This is a genomic window from Pirellulales bacterium, from assembly GCA_019636335.1.
In the GTDB taxonomy this organism is placed as follows: domain Bacteria; phylum Planctomycetota; class Planctomycetia; order Pirellulales; family JAEUIK01; genus JAHBXR01.
Genome location: JAHBXR010000029.1, coordinates 45,956 through 67,790 on the forward strand (window position 1 = coordinate 45,956; position 21,835 = coordinate 67,790).

Genomic DNA, 21,835 nt, shown 5'->3' on the forward strand with positions numbered 1-21,835 from the left:
CATTTCTCGGCTGGCGCGGATCGCAGGATGCGATCCCAAAATCGCGACGTCCGTCGTGTTTTTGCGCGCCGCGAGCAGCTTTGCCGCGAACTTGGCGTGTCGTCAATGATCTGGCGAAGCGCTGCCCGTCAGGCTGGGCAGCATCATCACCACCACGGCCCCCAAGACGAGCCCGAAGGCCAGCCAATCGTTCCAACGTGGCAATTCGCGCAGATACCACGCGCTGAAGACGACGAAGACCGAGATCGAGATCACTTCCTGCAAGATCTTGAGTTGCGGGGCAGAAAAGCCCCCGTTGTGCCCCCAGCGATTGGCCGGCACCTGCAGAGCGTACTCGGGCAGGGCGATGAGCCAGCTCACCAGAATCACCACCAGGAGTGGCGCCGCCTTGAACTTGAGATGGCCATACCAGGCGATCGTCATGAACGTGTTCGAGGCGATGAGGAGCAGGACCGTCTTCACACAGGTCTCCTTGTCTGATGAGCCCACGCGGCGCGTGCCTCGTCAGGCGTCGGATGGCGCTGGGGCGGGCTCGTTGTGTTGCAGATAATCGCGGATGGCCGCGTCGATCTCGTCCCGTACGCGGCAGAAGGCGGCCCAGCGTTCCGCCTCGCCCCCCGTGGCGAAATAAGGATCGTCGAACGGCCAGTGCAGGTGCCGCCGCGCGTGCGGATAGCTGGGGCAGGCGGCACGCGCGTCGTCACAAAGGGTCACGACGAGATCGAGCGGCACGTCGCGAAACTCCGAGACGTGTTTGCTGCGGGCTTGCGAGAGATCGCCCCCGACTTCTTCCACGGCCCGCACCGCCAGCGGATGTACGAAACCGGCGGGATGCGCCCCGGCCGAATAGCATTCCCAACGATCGCCCGCCGCGAGCCGCCACAGGGCCTCGGCCATCTGCGAGCGGCACGCATTGCCGGTGCATACGATCAAAACTCGCCGCTTGCTCGACATGCGCGCACGCATTGTGAAACAGAAACTCGCCCGCGCCGCTGTTGTACTACAACTCGTCGTCGTGGCCTATCTCAGCTCGCCTTGGTGCCACGCCAGATCGACTCCGCACCACGAAACGTATGCCCGGCGGTTGACGGATCGACATTTGAGGGGCGATAATCGCCGCCGGTTGGATCACGGCGAGTGAGCCAAGGGGAATCGAGGAACACCGCGCGACGGAGTCGCATCGTGCCAGGAAGGTCGAGAGCGGGCTCGCACACGAAGTCGGCCACGCGCAAGCAGCGTGCGCGCCGGGTTCGTCTCGCCCTGGGGGCGGCCTGCTTCTGTGCCGGGCTGCTCCTGGCACTGCCGGTGGTCCACGCCGGCGATCGCTCGATCTGGAACCCCGCCTCTCCCACGGCCGAATCTATACATTCGATCTTTCTCCTCGTGATCGGCATCACGGGGGTGATCTTCATCCTGGTGCAGGGGGCCTTGCTCTACTTCGTCTATCGCTTCCGGCGTCGCGATCCGGACGACAAGACCGAACCGCCGCAGCTCTATGGCAGCCGGCCCATCGAGCTGGCCTGGACCGTGGCGCCCCTCTTGACCGTGTTCGTGTTATTCCTCGTGGTGGTGCGCACGGTGAGCGAGATCCGCGCCGCGCCGCCGTCCGAAAACGCGCTGCGCGTCACCGTGGTGGGGCACCAATGGTGGTGGGAATTCCGCTATCCCGATCACGGCGTCACCACGGCGAACGAATTGCACGTGCCGGTGGGAGACGACGAAACCCCGCGTCCGATCGTGCTCGAGCTCGAATCGGCCGACGTGATCCACAGCTTCTGGCTGCCTCGTCTGGCGGGCAAGACCGACGTCATTCCGAACCACGTGAACATGATGTGGTTCGAGGCCCGCACGCCCGAGGTGTATCTCGGGCAGTGCGCCGAGTACTGCGGCACGCAGCACGCGAACATGCTCTTTCGCGTGGTGGCCGAATCGCCCGCCGATTTCGATGCCTGGGTCGAGGAGCAGCGCCGTCCCGCGGCTACGCCCGAATCGGCGCAGGCTGGTTGGCAATTGTTTCGCGATCTGGCCTGTCTCAACTGCCACACGATTCGCGGCACGGTGGCGCGCGGCACCGTGGGGCCCGATCTCACGCACCTGATGAGCCGCGCCACGATCGCCTCGGGCAGCGTACCCAACGACCGCGACAACCTGATCGAATGGGTCTACGACGCGCAAACGCTCAAGCCGGGCTGCGAGATGCCGGGCATGAAGATCTCGCGCGCAGAGGCCACGACGATCGCCGATTACCTGCTGACCCTCCAATAAGGGCGCCCGCCGCCTTCCCGCATGTCCACGCTCGAATCCACCAACGTCGTCCCGGCCGCGCGCCCGTCGCTCTTCGAGCAGTGCGTGACGACGGTCGACCACAAGGTGCTGGGCATCCTCTACCTGCTGGCGAGCGGTCTGTTCTTTCTCGCGGCCGGTCTCGAAGCGGCCCTGATGCGCTGGCAGTTGATGCAGCCGCACGCGGGCAAGCTCGATCCCGATACGTTCAACGAACTATTCACCATGCATGGCACGACGATGGTCTTCTTCGTCGGCATGCCGGTGCTCGTCGGCTTCGGCAACTACCTCGTGCCGCTGATGATCGGCGCCCGCGACATGGCCTTCCCGCGTTTGAATGCGCTGGGATTCTGGCTGTTTTTCTTCGGCGGGCTGCTGACCTATTACAGCTTTTTCGCCGGCGGAGCGCCCGACATCGGCTGGTTCGGCTACGCACCACTGACGGCCTACGCCTTTTCGCGCGATACGAGCACCGACTACTGGATTCTCGGCCTGCTGGTGAGCGGCATCGGCACCGTGGCGGCGGGCATCAATTTCGTGACGACAATTGTCACCATGCGCGCGCCGGGCATGACGCTCGGCAAGCTCCCCTTATTCGTCTGGATGATGCTGGTTGACGCGGTGCTCATCATCGTGGCTTTTCCGCCACTGACGGCAGCGCAGATCATGCTGCTGTTGGACCGCTCGCTGGGGGCCCACTTCTTCGATACCCAAGAAGGGGGCTCGGCCCTGCTGTGGCAGCACCTGTTCTGGTTCTTCGGCCATCCGGAGGTCTATATCCTCGTGCTGCCGGCCTTCGGCATGATCTCGGAGATCGTGCCGGTCTTCTCGCGCAAGGTGATCTTCGGATACGAGTCGGTCGCCGCCGCCACCGTGGGCATCGGCTTTATCAGCCTGGGCGTCTGGGCGCATCACATGTTTGCCGTGGGGATGAGCTCCACGCTCGACGCCATTTTTGCCGGAGCGACGTTTCTCATCGCCGTGCCGACGGGGATCAAGGTGTTCAACTGGGTCGCCACCCTCTATGGCGGCAAGTTGCGACTCGATTCGCCCATGCTCTTCTCGCTCGGCTTTCTTTCGATGTTCCTCCTCGGCGGGCTGACGGGCATCATGCTCGCCACCGTGCCGATCGACTGGCAGGTGACCGACACCTACTTTGTCGTGGCCCACTTCCACTACGTGCTGTTCGGCGGCACGATCTTCGCCGTCATGGCGGGGCTCTACTACTGGTTTCCCAAGATGAGCGGCCGACTGCTCGACGAGCGGCTCGCGCGGTGGAACTTCTGGCTGCTGCTGGCCGGCTTCAATCTGACGTTCGGGCCGATGCACTTTGCCGGCCTGCTGGGCATGCCCCGCCGCATCTATACCTATGCCGAGGGGAACGGCTGGGAAGTCTGGAATCAACTGAGCACGCTGGGCGTGATCGTGCAGGGGGCCGCGTTCCTCGTGCTGTTCGTGAACATCGGCCGCTCGCTGCGCAGCGGCAAGCCGGCTGGCGATGATCCCTGGGATGCGTGGACGCTGGAATGGGCCACGGCCTCGCCCCCGGCCCCGTACAACTTCGAGGTCGTGCCCGAGGTGCGCAGCCGCCGCCCTCTATGGGATCTGAAACATCCCGACGATCCCGACTGGCGCTACGAGTAACTGCCGCATGAATGCAGCCACCGCCACGACCGCCGCGTCGACGTCGCACGCCGAGTTGGGTCCCAGCGCGCGCGGCAAGGTGGCGATGGTCTGCTTCCTGACGACCGAAGCGGCGTTCTTCAGCACGTTGATCGTGTCGTATCTCTTCTACTATCGAAACCCCGGCCCTGGGCCGACCGCCGCCGAGGTGCTCGACTTCAAGCTGCCGGCCATCGGCACCGTCTGTCTGGTAACGAGCAGCCTCACGATTGCGCTCGCCGCGCGTGCCGCCTCACGGGGACAGCGCGATGGCGTCACCCGCTGGCTACTGGTCACGGTGACGCTGGCCATCGGGTTCCTCATCGTGACGGGAATCGAGTGGAAGGGCTTGATCTACGATCACCACGTCACCATCACCACGAATCTCTTCGGCTCGACCTATTTCACGTTGATCGGCTTTCACGCCGGACACGTGACGATGGGGGCCATGACGATGCTCGTCGTGATCGAGCTGATCCGCCGCGGCACGCTCGGGCCGGCGGGCTTCGGTTCCGTCGAGTTGGTTGGCTGGTACTGGCACTTCGTCGATGGCGTGTGGATCGTGCTGTTGTTTGTCGTCTATTTCCTGGCGCTCAAGTAGGTCGCACCGATGTCGAACGAGCACCATGCCAACACGAATCCCTCGGGCGAGCCGGCCGCTTCGTTCGAACTACCGGCTCCCACGGCCTGGCCCATCGTGCTGGCCCTGGGCATCTGCCTGCTGGCTGCCGGCGTGGTGACGAACCTGGCGTTCTCGCTGCTGGGGCTGATGCTCGCCATCGCCGGCGTGCGCGGTTGGGTGCTCGATCTTTCTCCCGGCCGGGCGCACGTCGAAGAACCGCTCGTCGAGCCGGCCCGACGCGCCTCGCCCATCGTCGCCACCCCCCACAAAATCGAATATTTGCGTCCCGGCATGTCGGGCCATCGCATGCAACTGCCCGAGAAAGTTCACCCCTATCGGGCCGGTGTCCTGGGAGGCCTGGCCGGCGGCGTGGCGATGGCCGTGATCGCCCTGGCCTACGGGGCGATCTCCGGACGTGGCATCTGGTATCCGATCAACCTGGCCGCGGCGATGGCGATTCCCGGCTTCGACCTGGGCACGCTCGCCGAACTCGAACAGTTCAGCCAGACGCGGCTCTTGCTGGCCACGTTCATTCACCTGATGTTGTCGCTATTCGTGGGCCTGATCTACGGCATGCTCCTGCCGATGCTCCCCAGCCGGCCCGTGCTCTGGGGGGGCTTGATCGCCCCGCTGATCTGGACCGGCGCGTTGCACGCGGCGCTCGGCGTGTTAAATCCCGCGATGGAAGAGCTCGTGAGCTGGCCCTGGTTCATCGGTTCGCAGTTCGCCTTTGGCATCGTCGCGGGTCTGGTCGTCGTGCGCTCCGAGAAGGTCTACACGAGCAAGCTTTGGTCTGCCGACGCTCCCGTCGATCCCCTTCATCCGCACAAGCCCCACTAGAGAAGCACGTGCAGCGCGCCACCCGCTATCGACGATCGATCCGCCAGCTCGCCGCAATCGTGGCGCTGGGGTTCTTCGTGGGCTTCGCCGGCTGCGGACGTCCGAATCCTGCCGATCGTCCCGTGCGGCCGCGCGACGTGCTCGAGTTCGACAAGCTCTTCGCCATGAATTGCGCCGGTTGCCACGGCGCCGGTGGCACTCTGGGGGCAGCGCCGCCGCTGGCCGATCCCTTGTTCCTGGCGATCGCATCGAAAGAGTCGCTCCACGACACCATCTCGCAAGGTCGCTCCGGCACGCTGATGCCGGCCTTCGCGATCGAACAAGGGGGGACGCTCACCCCCGAACAGATCAACGTGCTCATCGACGGGATCAAGCAGCACTGGAGCGCCGCGCCGGACCACTCCCTTCCGCCCGACCTGCCCGCGTACGCCGCGGCGGTAGACGGCCCCGCGGGCGACGCCTTGCGCGGAGAGCAGGTTTTCAGCCGCGCGTGCGCAAACTGTCACGGCGAGGATGGGCGCGGAGGCGAGAACGCGGGCGATATTCGCGCGAGTGCCTTTCTCGCGCTGACGAGCCAGCAGTTTTTACGGCGCATCGTAATCACGGGCCGCCCGGAACTGGGGATGCCCGACTATCGCCGCTTGCAGGGCCCCCCCGATTCGACCTTGTCGCCGCAAGATATCGATGATGTGGTGGCCCTACTGCTCGCCTGGCGCAAGCAAGCACTGAGCCTGGCTGCCAGCGAGCGGCGCGAGGCCGATCGTTCGATCGCCGGCCAGCCCGAAGCCAGCGACCTCCCGGGGAGTCGTCATGCACGAATCGACTGAAACCACTCCCGATTCCGCCCAGCCGGCGGACTGCACATCCTGCTGCGGCGGACTTTTCCCGGCCTCGCGGCGTTTGACGCTGGTGGCGTTGGTGCTGAACGGCCTCGCGGCCGTGCTGGTCGCGACACCGGTCTTGGGCTACTTGCTTTCGCCCGTGTTGCGTCCGCGCAAGGACACCTGGCTCGACCTGGGTGCGGTCGATGACTTTCCGCTGAATCAAACGCGGCTGGCCACCTACCGCAACGCGGGAGGCGTGCCCTGGGATGGCAACGTCGACAAGGTGGCTGCCTACGTGCAGCGTTTGAGCGACGAGACGTTCCGCGTGCTGGCGGTGAACTGCACTCACCTGGGCTGCCCGGTGAACTGGTTTCCCGAATCGGGTTTGTTTCTCTGCCCTTGTCACGGCGGCGTTTATTACTCCGACGGCGCACGAGCATCGGGGCCCCCGCCACGCGGCTTGTACGAATACAAGTACCGCATTCGTAACGGCCGGCTCGAGGTGCTCGGCGGCCACCTGCCCACCCTGCAAGACCCGATCTAAGCGCGAGAAAGAACTACCGCCATCATGCGTTCGCTCATCGTGAAACTGTACGAGTGGCTCGACCTGCGGTTCGGCATCCGCGAATCGATCGTGCCGCTGGCGCAGCATCCGATCCCGCGCGGCGCGACGTGGCTCTATTCGTTCGGCAGCGCCACGATGACGCTGCTCCTCCTGCAGATCCTCACCGGCATCCTGCTGGCGATGACCTACGTCCCGTCGGCGAACGAGGCCTACACGAGCCTCGAGTATCTCAATTACGAGCAGCCGCTGGGCTGGTTCCTGCGCGCGATGCACTTCTACGGCTCGAGCGGCATGGTCATCATGCTGCTGGTCCACATGACGCAGGTCTTTCTGATGGGGGCCTACAAGTATCCGCGCGAGGCCACCTGGATCGTCGGCGTCGGACTGCTCGTCTTCACGCTCGGCATGGCCTTTACCGGGCAGGTACTGCGCTGGGATCAAGATGCCTATTGGGGCGTCGGCGTGGGAGCGGCCATCGCCGGCCGTACTCCCGGCATTGGGCCGCAAGTTGTGCAATTGATGCTGGGCGGGCCCACGATCGCCGCGGAAACGCTGAGCCGTTTCTTCGCGATGCACGTTTTCGTGCTGCCGGGTCTGCTGCTGACGTTTCTGGCGGTCCATCTCTACCTCGTCGTGCGGCAGGGAGTGTCGACACCTCCCGTGCCCGGCAAGTCGGCCGAACAGTACGACGCCGAGTACCACGAAGAGATCAAACGTGGCGAGCCGTTCTATCCCGACGGCGTTTTCCGCGACATGGTCACCTGCGCGCTGGCGGTGATTGTGGTCGTGGTGCTTTCCGCCTGGGTCGGACCGTATGGACCGAACGGTCCCCCCGATCCCACGTTGATCGAGGCCGATCCGCGCCCCGACTGGCCCTTCTTGTGGGTCTTTGCCCTGGCGGCCCTTTGTCCCCCGAGTCTCGAAGGACCGATGCTCCTGGGTATCGTGCCGCTGGGAATCACCCTGCTGGTGCTCGTGCCGATCATCGGCGGTCGGGGAGAACGCAGTCCGCGGCGGCGACCACTGGCCGTGGCGGTCGTGCTGTTGGTCTTTACGACGCTTGGCGTGCTGAGTTATCTCGGCGCGACGGCCCCTTGGTCTCCCGACATGACGGGCTGGAGCGCCGATCCCACGCCCGTGTCACTGGTGAAAACCCTCTCGCCGGTCGAGTTGCAGGGCGCGCTCGTGATGCAGAACAAGAATTGTCGCAATTGCCACGCCATTGGCGGCCTGGGAGGTCATCGCGGACCCGACCTCGACGGCGTGGCCGTGCGGTTGGATCATGACGAGCTCGTGCGGCAAGTCGTGCAAGGCGGAGGGGACATGCCCGCCTACGGTCGGCAGCTCTCGTCGGCCGAGATTACGACGCTGGTCGCGTTTCTCGAGCGTTTGCGGCCCGATCGTGAAGCCGCCGCGCGCGACGCGGCCATCCCCGAGACGTCGGCCGGCTCCGGCGGCGAGTAAGCGCCATGTCCCCGCTCCTCGACGCCCCGCTGCGCACCTGGAATTGGGAACCGTGGCTCTTTTTCTCGCTGGGTACGACGGCGCTCCTTTACCTTCGCGGCTGGCGGTTGCTGCGGCGGACGAATCCCGGCGAGTTCACTGGGCTGCGGCTGACTTGTTTTTGCAGCGGTCTCGCGGCGATTCTGTTGGCGCTGGTCTCGCCCCTCGACGCGCTGGGCGAGTGGCGTCTGTCGCTGCACATGCTGCAGCATCTCTTGCTGATGATGGTGGCGCCGCCGCTGATCTGGCTGGGTGCGCCGGCGCTCCCGCTGTTGCGCGGGCTGCCGGGGTACATGCAGCGAGAGTGGATCGGCCCGTTTCTGCGACCCGGTCCCGTGCAAACCGTGCTGCACCTGTTCGCGCATCCGGTGATCTGCTGGGGCGTGCCGGTGTTGACCATCTGGTTGTGGCACGTGCCGGCGCTCTACGAAAAAGCGCTGGCGCAAGCGGCCTGGCACGAGGCGGAGCACGCCTCGTTTCTGATGGCCGGCCTGCTCTTCTGGTGGCCGGTCGTGCAGCCCTACCCCAGCGTGGCCCGCTGGTCGCGCTGGGCGATGATCCCCTACCTGCTGCTGGCCGACGTACAGAATACGATCTTCTCGGCAATCTTCTGCTTTTCGCCCACCGTGATCTACGCGCACTACGCGCAGTTGCCGCACGACGCAGGCAGCAATCCTTTGACCGATCAGGCGATCGCCGGCGCGATCATGTGGATTCCCGGCTCCGTGCTGTTTCTACTTCCGGTCGCCTGGCTGTTGATGTCGTTGCTGCGCGGCGCTTCGCACGCTCGCGCCACCGTTCTGACAGTGGGCGCCACAGTGAGCGATCTTAACAGCTCGCCAAAAAAAACCTGGCGCCGTGCCCCCCTCGACTTGCTGCGGCCCAGGTTCCTCAACCGGGTAGCAAGATGGCGGCACACGAGAACCCTCGTGCAAGTGGCGATGTTGCTGCTGGCCGCGGCCGTGGTCTTCGACGGTTTCACCGGTCCGTCCCTGGCGCCGACGAACCTGGCGGGCGTGCTGCCATGGACGCACTGGCGCGGCTTCACCGTGCTCGCGTTGCTCGCGGTGGGAAATCTCTTCTGCTTTGCCTGTCCTTTCACGCTGCCGCGACAACTGCTCGGCCGGTGGCTGCCCGCGGGACGTAACTTGCCGCGTCCCTTGCGATCGAAATGGATCGCCGTCGCGCTGGTGATAATCTACCTCGGCTGCTACGAGGTCTTTGGACTTTGGTCGAGTCCCTTCTGGACCGCCTGGCTGGTGGTTGGTTACTTCGGGGCGGCGCTCACGGTCGAGACCGCGTTTCGTCGCGGCTCGTTCTGCAAATACGTCTGCCCGATCGGGCAGTTTCATTTTGTGCAGTCGCTCGTTTCGCCCTTCGAACTGCGTCCGCGCGAGATGGCCACCTGCCAATCCTGTGCATCGCACGCCTGTCTGCAAGGCACTTCGCAGCAGTCGGGCTGCCAGATGAATCTCTTCCTGCCGCAGAAGCAGGGCAATCTCGATTGCACGCTTTGTCTCGATTGCGTGCGCGCGTGCCCGGCGAACAATATCGGCTTGCTGCCGATCTTGCCCGCCAGCGATCTCACGCGCGACGAGCCGCGCTCGGGCGTCGGTCGCTGGAGTCTCCGGCCCGATATCGCCGCGCTGGTGGTCGTGCTGGCATTCGGGGCGTTCGCCAATGCCGCTGGAATGGTAGGTCCCGTGCTCGAGTGGCAAGATCGCGTCGCGGCTCGGCTCGGCATTCCCGCGGCGATCTTCGTGGCGATCGTGTTCGCCATCGAAGTGATCTTCTTGCCGCTGCTGCTCTTTGCCGGCGTGACCACTCTGACGCGTTTCGGCGGCGCCGCATATCGCTCCGCGCGCGAAGTGTTCTGCCGCGATGCGATGTGCCTCGTGCCGATCGGCGTGGCGATGTGGATCGTCCATTTCGGCTTTCACCTGGCCACGAGCGTGGGAACGGTGATTCCGGTGACGCAGCGATTTCTCACGGATCTGCATCTCGCTACCTTTGCTGCGCCCGACTGGCAATGTGGCTGCTGCGCGGCGCCGCCCGGTTGGCTCTTGAAGTCCGAGATGCTCGTCCTCGGCCTGGGACTGCTCTTGTCGCTGCACACGCTCTATCGACTGGGCAACCGAACGACGCTTCGGCAACGAATCGCGACCATGTTGCCGTGGGGCACGCTCGTTGTGGCATTTTACCTGCTCGGCCTGTGGATCATCTTTCAACCAATGCAGATGCGTGGCACGATGCTGGCCACGGGGTAACGAAATGATGAGTCCTCTCCCGATCAGACGCAAAACGCGAGTGTCATGCAGCCACGAAGTGGCGAAAGTGAATGGCCCGTCAAGAATAAATCGGACAACCTTTATCTTTACCGTCCTCGTCGTGCTGCTCTCGACGAACGTGGCTCGGGCCGATCTCGGCCAGGTACGACTATCGCAAACGGCCGGCAGCTACCACGTCACCGTGCTGACGCCGGCGCCACTCTACCAGGGTACGGCGGTGATCAGCGTCTTCGTCCAGGACGCCACGACGCTGACACCGATCGACGACGCGACGGTCGAAGTCTCGGCCCGGCGGCAGACCGATGAATCCAACTCCGGTCCCACCACGATCGTAAGCGCCACTCGCGATCAAGACATCGCCGGACCACACCATGTGGCGCGCCCCTTCCTCATCGAACCCGGCGAGTGGCAAATCGACGTCGAGATCACCGGCGCTACGGAGCGGCAGACTGTCTCCTTTGTCTGCAACGTGGCCTCCACGCCCCCCCGGTGGCAAACGCTCTGGCCCTGGATTTCCTGGCCACCGGTGGTCATCCTGCTGTTTGCTTTACGCGAGTACACGCGCTCGCGCGGAAGATCACCTCGGCAAACCACGCACTCTTCTCCGTGAGGATGGCCAACCACGATGAACCTGAAAACCGCGACGATGATCGCCATGCTCGGCATTGGCCTGGCGCTGGGCCTGCGCTTCGTGCTGCTGCTGACGACGCTCGTGCAATTTGCCAGCCCCAGCAGAGGCATGACGGATCTCCCCTTTTCGATCCTCGCACAGACCGTATTGCACTTCGTCACGGATCTGCTGGCCTACGTCGGACTGCTGGTCTTTCTCTTCGCGCTCTGGACCAAGCAGCGGCCTGGCGAGGACGCCTGAGGAAGAAAAACGCCGACACTCTCGTGCCTTGTCAGAGTCAAAAGTTCGGGTTGCCCTTGCTAAATTGGCCCTCGCATCGTGAGCGCGTGAAACCTGGGAACCCAAAAAACAGGGTTCGACGCTGGACGAGGGGGGGGTAGCACCGACGAGTTTCCGCAGCAGGCGTGAAACTTTTCTCGCGGAAGTCGGAAGCTCGTCGGTGTCGCGCAGCGACAAGAGGTTCGTTTCAACCAGGCCGACATTGTGGCGAGGCGGCGCTGCTGAAATGTGCAGGCCCCGATCGACCCTCTGGTTGCTGCGCAACACCGACGAAGGTGCGACTCGAGTGTGTTGTCATGCGCGACGTCGCGCCGCACCATCGTCGGTGCTACCCGGATCGCATCCTGTGATCCTAGCAGGCCGGGGAATACTTCCCCTTTGTACCGTGATTGCTACGAAAAAGAGGCACAAGCCAGTCGCTTGTGCCTCTTAGAAGTGTCTTCTCGAAAAGCAATCGCTTGGCTCAGTCGTTGCTGGCCGAGTCGTTCTCGTTCGGCTGCCGCGCGACCTTTTCATCGCGCTGCTTATTGCCGGGCAGGTCCGACGACTTGTTGAGTTCCACGGCATCGAAGAAGCCGATCATCATCTCGTCATACGTCTGCTCGCCGAAGGTCACTTCACGCGAGGGATCCGGGTTCGCCAGGTTTTCTTCCGAGTTGTCGAACACCGCCTTCGCATAGAGCCGCGTCCCCTTGGGCATGAACTTCGGCTCGTCGAAGACGTAGGTGTTCTGCCAGTTGAAGTCGTAGCGCGGCACGTCGAGCAGCACTTCTTCCTTGCCGTCGGGGTAGATAGCCGTGTAGCGGAACGCTTTGCCCCGCAGGTGCATGTGCGGATAGAGCGAGACGAGCAACGAATCGTGGCGGAACTTCTTGTAGGCGTCTACCGCGTAGTCCGACTCGAAGGCCGGAATCGCAAAGAACGGATTCGCCGCGCTCTTCGTCTCGAGACGGTGCTGCACCTCGCTGGCCTTCACGAACTTGAGCCCCACCGAGCTCAGATCGTCCGTCGCGCGACCATTGGGCGTGTAGTGCATCTGGAAGACGAGCTTCGAACCCTTGGGAATGAACTTGGCCATGCCATCGGGGGCGATCATCGGCTTGGCGCCCGGCGCGGTCGCCACCAGAAAGCCCGACAAGGCGCCAAAGCCCTGGCTGCGATCGTTCGGCGACTTCACGAAGACGATGATGTGATGCACGACCTCGCGATTGCCAGGCCGGGCTTCGGCCGCCTGCACCCACATGTCCTCGGTGAAACCGGGATCGACCGTGAAATACTTGTAATCGACATACCCGGTGGCCGGCACGTGGAAGGGCTTCTCCCCCATCGCCAGCACCAGATCGGGCTGCGGCATCTGCCAACCCGTGGCGAACTCGCGCGGAGCGGGCAGGTCCGATTGTTCACCTTCGGGACAGCCCGCGTCGACCCAGGCATAGATCTGCCCCTTCTCTTCATCGGTCAGGCTCACGTCGTTCGAGAAATGGCCGTACTGCTTGTCGGCGTGCCACGGCGGCATGCGCTGTTCGCGCACGACTTCCTTAATCATGTCCCCCCAGCCGAGCACCTCGTCGTAGGTCGTCATGGCGAAGGGAGCGATCTCGCCCGGCCGATGGCACTCGACACAGTGGTTCTGGAAGATGCGGGCGATCTGATTCGTGTAGGTGACTTCGCCCGAGGTATCGGTCTCGCGCACGCGGCCGATCAGGCAGCCTGGCGCCGACGTGACCGCCACGCTCACGTCCTTATCGGCGAGCACCTCTCGAATCGCCTCGGCCAGATCGCGCCGTCCAGGAGCCGCTTTCTGGTACGCCACACCCTGCATGAAGCCGTATTGATCGTCGATGCGGCCCCAGTACCGCACGACGCCATCCGCGTCGAGCAAGAAGACCTCGGGGGTGCGCACCGCACGGAGCTGATCGGCCACGACGTTGCCGACGTCCTTCAACACGGGAAAGTTGAGCCCAGTCGTTCGGACCGACGCGGCGATCTCGGTGGCCGAATCCTGCCGGTTCGAGTTGATGCCAACGAAGTTCACCCCCTGGTTCTTGAACTCGTCGGCGAGCTCCGTCAGACGCGGGGCGTATTGCTTGACCAGCGGGCAATCGGCCCCCAGGAAGACGACGACCGTCCCCTGCTTGCCGGCCAAGGACTTCAAAGAATGCGTCGCACCCAAGTGGTCTCGAAGCGTAAAGTCGTTGATCTCGAGCCCGATGCGACCATCGCCTTCGTTGGCAGGGGCAGCGGCCACCGCCGACGTAGCCGAGCCAGTCACGATCCATCCTGCTCCACCCAACACGAGCGAAGCACAAACGGCGGAAACGCACAAACGTCGCATCGACAGACCTCTCTCTGTTCTTCCGTGTTCCCGGGCATACTCCAGCGCGGTCGAATGGTATTACCCCGTCCGGTGGCCGAAGGTTTCGAGGGCAAGTTGCCCGCGAGACGAATCGTTCAGACCTAAACCGCTAACTAGCAAATGTTTATGGGCAGCCTGCGGCGGCGGCCGCGGATGCAAGTGCGATTGCCCAGTTTCGGCAGCCACTCTATACTCGTATGTCTGACTTGCACACCCCGATTAAGCCGGTGGCTGGCCCCTCTTGCAGCCCGCGCGCCGTGGCGAACGTCTTGCCCCGGAACCTCCGTTCTCGAAAGCGGTTACGCTTCGCGCGCCCCTCATGTCGAACGCTCGCCCCCTGCTTCCGATCACCGAGGCCCGTCCCCCTTATTACTTCGGCGTGGACCTGGGCGGAACAAACATCAAGATCGGATTAGTCGACGATTTGGGACGGACCGTGGCCTGGCGGTCGATTCCGACCGATAGCCCCCGCGGCCCCGACGACGGCGCTCGCCGTATGGCCGACACGATGCGCGAGCTTGCCGACGGTGTCGGACTGGCGATCGTGGACATCGCCCAGGTAGGGCTCGGTTCGCCGGGCACGATGGACGTGCCGGCCGGCATGCTGCTCGAGCCCCACAATCTGCCGGGTTGGTTCAACTTTCCGATCCGCGACCGGCTGAGCCATCACTGCGGGCGGCCCGTCACCTTTGTGAACGATGCCAACGCCGCCGCGTATGGAGAGTATTGGGTCGGGAGCGGGCGCGAATTGTCGAGCATGGTACTCTTCACGCTGGGCACCGGCGTCGGCTGCGGCGTGATCATCGGCGACCTGCTGATCGAAGGCGAGAACAGCCACGGCGCCGAGTGCGGGCATATCATTATCGACTATCGCGACGACGCGCGCATGTGCGGTTGCGGTCAGCGCGGACATCTCGAGGCCTACGCCAGCGCCACGGGGGTGATTCGTCGCACGGAAGAAGCGTTGCTCGCCGGGCGGGCCACCAGCCTGCAGCAGCGCATCGACGCGGGCGAAGCCGTCACGCCGAAGTTGCTGGCCGAGGAGGCCGAAGCCGGCGATGACCTCTCGCTCGAGTTGATTCTCGAAACGGCACGCTACGTCGGCATTGGCGCCGTCACGCTCATGCACACGATTGATCCCTCGGGCGTCGTGCTGGGGGGGGCCATGACCTTTGGCGGACATGCCGCGCCCCTGGGGCGACGCTTCCTCGAACACGTGCGGCAGGAGGTGCGCCGCAGGGCGTTCCCCGTGCTGGCCGAACGTGTCACGATCGACTATGCCAGCCTCGGCGGCGATGCCGGTTACCTCGGCGCCGCCGGCGTGGCACGCCTCGCGCATCAGAAACAAAACCCCGCGTAGGTCACGACCCCTGCGCTCGATCCTTCGGAATCCACTCCCTTGTCCAAGCTCGACATCAAGCACATCCGCAACTTCTCGATCGTGGCCCATATCGACCACGGCAAGAGCACGCTGGCGGATCGTATTCTCGAACGTACGGGCACGGTTTCGCAGCGCGAGCTGCGCGACCAGATTCTCGACGATATGGAGCTCGAACGGCAGCGTGGCATCACGATCAAGGCCCGCGCCGTCGCCATCCGCCACGAGTACCAGGGCGAAACGTACGAGTTGAACCTGATCGATACGCCGGGGCACGTCGACTTCCATTACGAAGTCTCGCGCAGCCTGGCCTGCTGCGAGGGGGCCGTGCTGCTGGTCGACGCCTTCCAGGGGGTCGAGGCGCAAACCGTCGCCAACGCTTACGCCGCCATCACCCACGACCTGACGATCGTGCCGGCACTGAACAAGATCGATCTCAACCACGCTCGTCCCGACGAGGTCACGCGCGAGATGGAATCGGTCTTGGGCATCGCCCCCGACGAGGTGCTGCGCTGCAGCGGCAAGTCGGGAGCCGGCGTCGAAGATCTGCTGGCCGCGATCATCGAGCGCGTGCCCCCTCCCACGGGCGATCCCGACGCGACGCTGCAGGCGATGGTGTTCGATTCGCACTACGACGAGTTCCGCGGCGCCATCACCTACGTGCGGCTCATGAATGGCACCATCGAGAAGGGTCAGAAGATTCGCTTTCTCAAGACGGGCACCACGCACGAGGTGCTCGAGCTGGGACAGTTCGTACCGCAACGCAAGGCCTGCAACACGCTCCGCGCCGGGCAGGTGGGTTATCTCATCTGCAACATCAAGAACATCAAGGACGTACATATCGGCGATACTGTCTCCGTGCCAGGCGCCGATGCCTCGCTCGCGCTGCCCGGCTACGAGTCGCCGAAACGGATGGTCTTTTGCGGGCTCTATCCGTCCGATGGTCAAGAATTCGACGAATTGCGCGACGCCCTCACCAAGCTGAGCCTGAACGACCCCAGCTTCGAGTTCGAGCCCGAGACGAGCGACGCCCTCGGCTTTGGTTTCCGCTGCGGCTTTCTCGGCCTGCTGCATATGGAGATCGTGCAACAGCGTCTCGAGCAAGAGGCGAATCTCGACCTGGTGCAGACCGCGCCGAACGTGACCTACGAAATCGTCACCAAGACGGGCGAAACGCTGCGGATCTACAACCCGCAAAAGGTGCCCGAGGCGGGCCTGATCGAGGAATTCCGCCAGCCGGTGGTGCGCGTGAACTTCGTCCTCCCCACCGAGTCGATCGGCCCGGTGATGAAGCTCTGCACCGATCGGCGCGGCGTCTATCAGCGCACCGAGTACCTCGGCCCGACGCGGGCCATCGTCACGTATGATCTGCCCCTGGCCGAGGTGATCTACGACATGCACGACAAGCTCAAGAGCATCACCCGTGGCTACGGGACGATGGACTACGAACTGTTGGGCTACTTCCCCGCCGAGCTAGTGAAGCTCGATATCCTGGTCGGCGGCAAGCGTGTCGACGCGCTGAGCGTGATCTGCGACCGCCGCGACGCCGAACGGCGCGGCCGGGCCGTGGTCAAGAAGCTCCGCGGCGAGATCGACCGGCACATGTTCGAAATCGCCCTGCAGGCCGCCATCGGTAGTCGCGTGATCGCCCGCGAGACGATCTCGGCCATCCGCAAGAACGTGACCGCCAAGTGCTACGGCGGCGACATTACCCGCAAACGCAAGCTGTGGGCCAAACAGCGCGAAGGCAAGAAGCGTATGAAGTCGATCGGCAGCGTCGACATTCCGCAGAAGGCGTTCCTTGCCGTGCTCGACACCGGGGCGGAAAATTAGCTGAAACAAGCGGCGGAGAGGCACTGCTGGCACGAGGCGACCCGCCGCAAGCAGGGCGAACGGACCGAACCGGCACGAGGGCGTGATCCGAAAATCGGCACATGCGACGTTTCGGTGTGCGCAGGCAACATGTCCACACGCATCACAAAACGACAGGTCTCCACCGCCAGTTCCTGGCGTCAGTCGGTCGAGTTGGTGCTCTGCCTGATTCTGACCGTCTGCTTCTTTCGCACCTGGTGCGCTGAAAGCTATGTCGTGCCGACCGCGTCGATGGCCGAAACGGTCGTCGGCCTGCACCGCGACGTCCTGTGTGAGGACTGTGGCCAGCCCTTTGCGTGTGGCAGCGACGAGCTGGTCGATAACCGCAACGTCTATGCGCCGGGCTCGCTGCGCGCCGTCTGTCCCAATTGCGGCTACTACGAAAACGACCTCGCCGTGCGACGCGACATCAACGGCGACCGGCTGCTCGTCCACAAGTCGGCTTTTCTGTTCGATCCGCCCCAGCGTTGGGAAGTGGCCGTCTTCCGCTCTCCCGAGATCGCGCACAAGGTTTACATCAAACGCATCGTCGGCCTGCCGGGCGAAGCGGTGCAGATCCGCGACGGCGATGTCTATATCGACGGGCAATTGGCTAGAAAAACGCTCGCCGAGCAGCGTGCGGTCGCCATTCCCGTTCACGACAGCCGCTACCAGCCGACACGTCTTTCGCAACTGCCGCCGCGCTGGCAAGGGGAAGAGGACACGCGTTGGAGTGCGGCTGGCGGCCTGTTTCGTTGCCACGGCGACAAGCTCGCTCCCGAGATCGAATCTGCCGAAGACATCCGCGAAGCCGACGTCGATTGGCTCGTCTACCATCATTGCCGCCGCGTGTCGGGCCAGGGCCAACTGGTGGAAGACGCCCCCATCACCGACGACTCGGGCTACAACCAGACGCGTCCGCGGCGCATCGAGCACGTCAGCACGGTCCGTGACCTTTTGCTGCGCTGCCGCGTCACAACTTCGACCCACGGCCGGCTCGCCTGGTATGCCACCGACGGACGCGAAGTTTTTGTCGCGCAGATCGACCTCGCGACGGGGCACGCCGAGTTGGAGCACAACGGTCGGCTCGTCGCCTCGGCCAAGGTGCAGCGATGGCTCCCCCTATCGGCAGCGCACGTCGAGCTGTCCCTGGTCGATCGGCAGTTCCTGTTGGCGATCGACGATCGGCTGGTGTTCGAGCCGTACCCATTCGAACCGAGCAATCTCCCCCGGCAACCGACCACGCGTCCCTTCGCGATCGGCAGCATCGGGGCCGCGCTCGAGGTAACCGATCTCGCCGTGCTGCGCGACATCTACTACACGCGCCCGCTCGATGCACGTTGGGCCGTCGCGCAGCCGCACGCCCTGGGGACCGATGAATACTTTGTGCTGGGGGACAATAGCTGCCTGTCGGAAGACAGCCGCATGTGGCTCGATGGCCCCGCCGTGCCGGCGAGCTTGCTCGTCGGCCGGCCACTGTTCGTACACTTGCCCAGCCGCCTGCTCGACCTGGGCAACCTGACCTTGCAGATTCCCGATCTTTCGAAAGTGCGTGCCATCCGCTAACTGGATACACGCCCCTATCGCACGCCTATGAGCACTGCCGAGACAGACACCGCGCCCGTCGCAGCACGCCCCGCGCCGCATCACGCGGGCAGCTCGCGCGAGACGATCGAATCGATCCTGCTCGCGTTCATCATGGCGTTTCTGTTTCGCTCGTTCGAAGCCGAGGCGTTCGTCATTCCGACCGGCTCGATGGCCCCCACGCTGATGGGACGTCACAAGGATCTCGTCTGCGAGAATTGCGGCTACTCGTGGCAGTCGAACGCGAGCGACGAGATCGATGCCCGCAGCGGGGCGCGGCTGGCGGGCCGCTTCGATCCCCACACGGGCGAGCCGGTGCCCGACGTCGAGGTGCTGGCCTGCACCTGCCCGAACTGCCGTTTCACAATCGACCTGACGCCCGAGTTGCCCGGCCAGCCGATCGTCCCCTCTTACAGCGGCGATCGGATTATTGCCTCGAAGCTGCCGCTCGCGCTCGATCCGCCCCAACGCTGGGACGTGACGGTCTTTCGTTTTCCCGAAGAAGCGCAGACGAACTACATCAAGCGGCTCGTCGGCCTGCCGAACGAAACAATCCGCATCTATCACGGCGATCTCTACGTGCGCGGAGCGGAGGACGCTGATTTCGTCATGCTGCGCAAACCCCACGAGACGACGACCGCGATGCTGCAGCCGGTCTACGACAACGATTACCTGTCCGAAGACATGTTCGCGCGGGGCTGGCTGCCGCGCTGGCAGGCCGACCCAAGTTCGGATTCGCCCACGCAGAGTTCGGCAGGCAGCGGCTGGACTTCGCCCGACAACACGCGTTCGTTCGAGATCGACGCCGCGACCTCGGGCGAACATTGGATTCGCTATCGCCACATCGTCCCCTCGTTCGAAGACTGGCTGGCCATGGAAGGGAGTGCGCCGCGCGAATCGATGCGCCCGCCGCAGCCGCAGTTGATCTCGGACTTCACGGGCTACAACATGTCGTATTGTCCCGATCCCATCGCGACGCGCTACAACGACGAGAACGGTCCGGCCCCCGACACGTCATCGCTCGGGCTGCATTGGGTCTCGGATCTGGCTCTGGAATGTCAGCTCACCTCGCGCGGCGAGACCGGCCGCGCGATCCTCGAGCTCGTCGAAGGGGGTGCGCGTTTGCAGGCGCGGTTCGATCTGGCGACCGGCCAGATGACGTTGGCGATCGATCGCTTGCCCGACTTTTCCGCCACGGCCCAGACGCCGATTCGCGGCGCCGGCACTTGGAACATCCGCTTCGCGAACATCGACGACCGGCTGCTTCTGTGGATCGACGATCAGCCGATCTCGTTCGACGCGCCGACCGAGTTCACCTTGCCAGACGCCGCCATGCCCACTCCGGCCGATCTCGCCCCCCTCGGCGTCGGCGCCGAGGGAGCCAGCCTGCGCGTCGGCGGCCTGCGGGTCCTGCGCGACGTGTACTACATCGCCACCAACAAGAACGACGCCGGTCGCTGGTCGGCGCTGTCCGATTATTCGCCGGCCGACTCGATTGCGGGCCTCAGCCGCAGTGCCCTGGTCGACTTCATGTCGCAACCCGACCGCTGGCCGGCCATGCGCCGCCGCCGCGGCATGGAGTTTACGCTGGGGCCCGAGCAGTTCTTCCTGCTGGGGGACAACAGCCCCCGCAGTCAAGATGGGCGGCTCTGGGTCGACGATTGCTTCGTCGACCGCTCGCTGATCGTCGGCCGGGCCCTGTTCGTCTATTGGCCCCACGCCTGGGAAGCGCCCTATAGCTTTTCCGTACGGGCATTTGGCCGCGAAATGACCCTCCCGTTCTATCCGAACTTCCGCCGCATGGGGGCCATCCGCTAAGCTGCCGTTAGGACAACCCATCGAACGCAGCGGCCGGCGCGAGTTTCTCATGCCGTGGCGCAGCGCTACGAAGGCGCGGGGCAAGGGATTGGCTACCTGCGCCCGTCACGGAGGACCATCGACATGCCGCTGCTCGAAGCCCAGGGACTGGTCAAGATTTACGGCCGCCGCCGCGTGGTCGACGGCGTCGACTTCTTGGTCGAGCCCGGAGAAATCGTCGGGCTACTCGGACCCAATGGAGCCGGCAAAACGACCAGCTTCCGCATGGCCTGCGGCATGATCGAGCCCAATGCCGGCACGGTCATGCTCGGCGGACAGGATGTCACCCAATGGCCGATGTATCGCCGCGCCCGCGACGGCGGCATGGGCTATCTCGCTCAAGAGTCGAGCGTCTTCCGCAAGCTCACCGTCGAGCAGAATCTGCTCGGCATGATGGAGATGCTGGGCATCGATCGCCCGACGCGCAAACGCCGCTGCGACGAGTTGCTCGAGCAATTCAAGATCACCAAGCTGCGCAAGTCGCTCGCCATGAGCCTCTCCGGGGGCGAACGCCGCCGACTCGAAATCGCCCGCGCGTTGGTCTCCGACCCCAAGCTGATCTTGCTCGACGAACCTTTCACTGGCATCGATCCGGTCACGATCGACAGCATTCAGGTGATTATCCGCGGACTGCGCGCGGCCGGCATCGCCATTCTCATCACCGACCACCAGGTGCGCGAGACGCTGCAGATCACCGACCGCAGCTATGTCATCCGCGATGGTCGCGTCTTGTGTCACGGGCTGCCCGAAGAGGTGTTGAACAACCCCGAGGCCCGCAAATACTACTTTGGCGAAGGCATGGATATCGGCATCGCGCGCCCTCCGATGCCCGCCCCACCCCACCACGAATCGTTTCGCGCCGAGGCGCCGCGTGCCGAGTCGCACGAAGCGCGGGCCGAGCGGGAGCTGCGCGAGCTTTCTCGGGCGCGCCCAGTGGCAACGACGCCCGACGACGACAATCCCGCACCGATCACGCCGGTCCCCACCGGCCGTTCGCGTCGCTGGCTGCGGCGTTAAAGGGCCGTCCGTCCGATCTCGTTCCTTGCACCCCCTCAAGAGCCAGCTATACTTCAAGACACGGTGACGCGAACAACACTGCTCGCCCACCAAAATTGCGGGCGTAGCTCAGTTGGTAGAGCGCTAGCTTCCCAAGCTGGATGTCGAGAGTTCGAGTCTCTTCGCCCGCTTTAGACTAATCGGCTCTTGGAGTAGTGTTCGCGAATCACAGCGATCGCTTCTTCCGCACCTGATGCGCATTGGGGAATGGTGAAGTCGTCAGCATTGGCGAGAGGTGGCGAAAAGGAGAGCATGG

The 21,835-nt window shown here is 64.2% G+C and carries 18 protein-coding genes and 1 tRNA gene; 16 read left to right on the forward strand and 3 right to left on the reverse strand.

The genetic code is table 11. From position 1 onward, the window contains the following. Nucleotides 1–102 precede the first annotated feature (102 nt). Together KF708_21805 and KF708_21810 are read right to left on the reverse strand one after the other, a co-directional pair. Nucleotides 103–423, reverse strand: a complete 321-nt coding sequence (locus KF708_21805) for a DMT family protein (GenBank protein MBX3415334.1) — start codon at nucleotides 421–423, stop codon at nucleotides 103–105. A gap of 81 nt (nucleotides 424–504) precedes the next feature. Next, a complete protein-coding gene (locus tag KF708_21810; GenBank protein MBX3415335.1) occupies nucleotides 505–954 on the reverse strand; it encodes an arsenate reductase ArsC in 450 nt (149 codons plus the stop codon). A 228-nt stretch (nucleotides 955–1,182) separates the two neighbouring features. Between KF708_21810 and coxB the strand changes: the two genes are divergently transcribed. Genes coxB through KF708_21860 form a run of 10 tightly spaced genes read left to right on the forward strand, consistent with a single transcriptional unit; the run spans nucleotide 1,183 to nucleotide 11,458 of the window. Further along, nucleotides 1,183–2,265, forward strand: coding sequence for a cytochrome c oxidase subunit II (gene coxB / locus KF708_21815; protein ID MBX3415336.1), 1,083 nt, complete (start codon nucleotides 1,183–1,185; stop codon nucleotides 2,263–2,265). 21 nt (nucleotides 2,266–2,286) lie between these two features. Further along, a complete protein-coding gene (ctaD, locus tag KF708_21820; GenBank protein MBX3415337.1) occupies nucleotides 2,287–3,927 on the forward strand; it encodes a cytochrome c oxidase subunit I in 1,641 nt (546 codons plus the stop codon). Between the two features lie 7 nt (nucleotides 3,928–3,934). Further along, nucleotides 3,935–4,546 (forward strand): heme-copper oxidase subunit III, encoded by a 612-nt coding sequence (locus tag KF708_21825; protein ID MBX3415338.1) that lies wholly within the window; start codon nucleotides 3,935–3,937, stop codon nucleotides 4,544–4,546. Between the two features lie 9 nt (nucleotides 4,547–4,555). Then, nucleotides 4,556–5,407: a hypothetical protein gene (locus KF708_21830; protein ID MBX3415339.1), complete on the forward strand. Its 852-nt coding sequence runs from the start codon at nucleotides 4,556–4,558 to the stop codon at nucleotides 5,405–5,407. Nucleotides 5,408–5,415: 8 nt separating this feature from the next. Then, nucleotides 5,416–6,234 (forward strand): c-type cytochrome, encoded by an 819-nt coding sequence (locus KF708_21835; GenBank protein ID MBX3415340.1) that lies wholly within the window; start codon nucleotides 5,416–5,418, stop codon nucleotides 6,232–6,234. Continuing rightward, nucleotides 6,218–6,775, forward strand: a complete 558-nt coding sequence (locus KF708_21840) for a Rieske 2Fe-2S domain-containing protein (protein ID MBX3415341.1) — start codon at nucleotides 6,218–6,220, stop codon at nucleotides 6,773–6,775. Before KF708_21835 ends, KF708_21840 begins: the two co-directional genes overlap by 17 nt. A gap of 24 nt (nucleotides 6,776–6,799) precedes the next feature. Next, on the forward strand, nucleotides 6,800–8,260 hold the full coding sequence (locus KF708_21845) for a cytochrome b N-terminal domain-containing protein (GenBank protein ID MBX3415342.1): 1,461 nt from the start codon (nucleotides 6,800–6,802) through the stop codon (nucleotides 8,258–8,260). 5 nt (nucleotides 8,261–8,265) lie between these two features. Then, nucleotides 8,266–10,566, forward strand: coding sequence for a cytochrome c oxidase assembly protein (locus tag KF708_21850; protein ID MBX3415343.1), 2,301 nt, complete (start codon nucleotides 8,266–8,268; stop codon nucleotides 10,564–10,566). Between the two features lie 40 nt (nucleotides 10,567–10,606). Beyond that, nucleotides 10,607–11,197 (forward strand): hypothetical protein, encoded by a 591-nt coding sequence (locus KF708_21855; GenBank protein ID MBX3415344.1) that lies wholly within the window; start codon nucleotides 10,607–10,609, stop codon nucleotides 11,195–11,197. A 15-nt stretch (nucleotides 11,198–11,212) separates the two neighbouring features. Then, nucleotides 11,213–11,458 (forward strand): hypothetical protein, encoded by a 246-nt coding sequence (locus KF708_21860; GenBank protein ID MBX3415345.1) that lies wholly within the window; start codon nucleotides 11,213–11,215, stop codon nucleotides 11,456–11,458. Between the two features lie 502 nt (nucleotides 11,459–11,960). Here KF708_21860 and KF708_21865 read toward each other — a convergent pair. After that, on the reverse strand, nucleotides 11,961–13,838 hold the full coding sequence (locus KF708_21865; protein ID MBX3415346.1) for a redoxin domain-containing protein: 1,878 nt from the start codon (nucleotides 13,836–13,838) through the stop codon (nucleotides 11,961–11,963). A 334-nt stretch (nucleotides 13,839–14,172) separates the two neighbouring features. Here KF708_21865 and KF708_21870 point away from each other — a divergent pair, with 334 nt between their 5' ends. The 6 genes from KF708_21870 (at nucleotide 14,173) to KF708_21895 (ending at nucleotide 21,710) form a co-directional block, all read left to right on the forward strand. Beyond that, nucleotides 14,173–15,213 carry an ROK family protein gene (locus KF708_21870; protein MBX3415347.1) on the forward strand — a complete coding sequence of 347 codons (1,041 nt, stop codon included), beginning with the start codon at nucleotides 14,173–14,175 and terminating at the stop codon, nucleotides 15,211–15,213. A gap of 39 nt (nucleotides 15,214–15,252) precedes the next feature. Then, a complete protein-coding gene (lepA, locus tag KF708_21875) occupies nucleotides 15,253–17,064 on the forward strand; it encodes a translation elongation factor 4 (GenBank protein MBX3415348.1) in 1,812 nt (603 codons plus the stop codon). A gap of 129 nt (nucleotides 17,065–17,193) precedes the next feature. Then, nucleotides 17,194–18,648: a signal peptidase I gene (gene lepB, locus KF708_21880; protein ID MBX3415349.1), complete on the forward strand. Its 1,455-nt coding sequence runs from the start codon at nucleotides 17,194–17,196 to the stop codon at nucleotides 18,646–18,648. A gap of 27 nt (nucleotides 18,649–18,675) precedes the next feature. Beyond that, entirely contained in the window at nucleotides 18,676–20,484 is a 1,809-nt protein-coding gene (locus KF708_21885) for a hypothetical protein (protein MBX3415350.1), read from the forward strand. A 123-nt stretch (nucleotides 20,485–20,607) separates the two neighbouring features. Beyond that, on the forward strand, nucleotides 20,608–21,540 hold the full coding sequence (gene lptB, locus KF708_21890) for an LPS export ABC transporter ATP-binding protein (GenBank protein MBX3415351.1): 933 nt from the start codon (nucleotides 20,608–20,610) through the stop codon (nucleotides 21,538–21,540). 97 nt (nucleotides 21,541–21,637) lie between these two features. Next, nucleotides 21,638–21,710: transfer RNA gene (locus KF708_21895), tRNA-Gly, on the forward strand. Nucleotides 21,711–21,835: the final 125 nt, after the last annotated feature.

Bases quoted from the DNA above. Each gene is read 5' to 3' on its own strand.
- KF708_21845 (MBX3415342.1), top strand. From the start codon at position 6,800: ATGCGTTCGCTCATCGTGAAACTGTACGAGTGGCTCGACCTGCGGTTC.
- KF708_21870 (MBX3415347.1), top strand. From the start codon at position 14,173: ATGTCGAACGCTCGCCCCCTGCTTCCGATCACCGAGGCCCGTCCCCCT.
- KF708_21860 (MBX3415345.1), top strand. From the start codon at position 11,213: ATGAACCTGAAAACCGCGACGATGATCGCCATGCTCGGCATTGGCCTG.
- KF708_21830 (MBX3415339.1), top strand. From the start codon at position 4,556: ATGTCGAACGAGCACCATGCCAACACGAATCCCTCGGGCGAGCCGGCC.
- lptB (MBX3415351.1), top strand. From the start codon at position 20,608: ATGCCGCTGCTCGAAGCCCAGGGACTGGTCAAGATTTACGGCCGCCGC.
- KF708_21850 (MBX3415343.1), top strand. From the start codon at position 8,266: ATGTCCCCGCTCCTCGACGCCCCGCTGCGCACCTGGAATTGGGAACCG.
- ctaD (MBX3415337.1), top strand. From the start codon at position 2,287: ATGTCCACGCTCGAATCCACCAACGTCGTCCCGGCCGCGCGCCCGTCG.
- KF708_21825 (MBX3415338.1), top strand. From the start codon at position 3,935: ATGAATGCAGCCACCGCCACGACCGCCGCGTCGACGTCGCACGCCGAG.
- KF708_21810 (MBX3415335.1), bottom strand. From the start codon at position 954: ATGTCGAGCAAGCGGCGAGTTTTGATCGTATGCACCGGCAATGCGTGC.
- KF708_21885 (MBX3415350.1), top strand. From the start codon at position 18,676: ATGAGCACTGCCGAGACAGACACCGCGCCCGTCGCAGCACGCCCCGCG.
- KF708_21840 (MBX3415341.1), top strand. From the start codon at position 6,218: ATGCACGAATCGACTGAAACCACTCCCGATTCCGCCCAGCCGGCGGAC.
- lepB (MBX3415349.1), top strand. From the start codon at position 17,194: ATGTCCACACGCATCACAAAACGACAGGTCTCCACCGCCAGTTCCTGG.
- KF708_21805 (MBX3415334.1), bottom strand. From the start codon at position 423: ATGACGATCGCCTGGTATGGCCATCTCAAGTTCAAGGCGGCGCCACTC.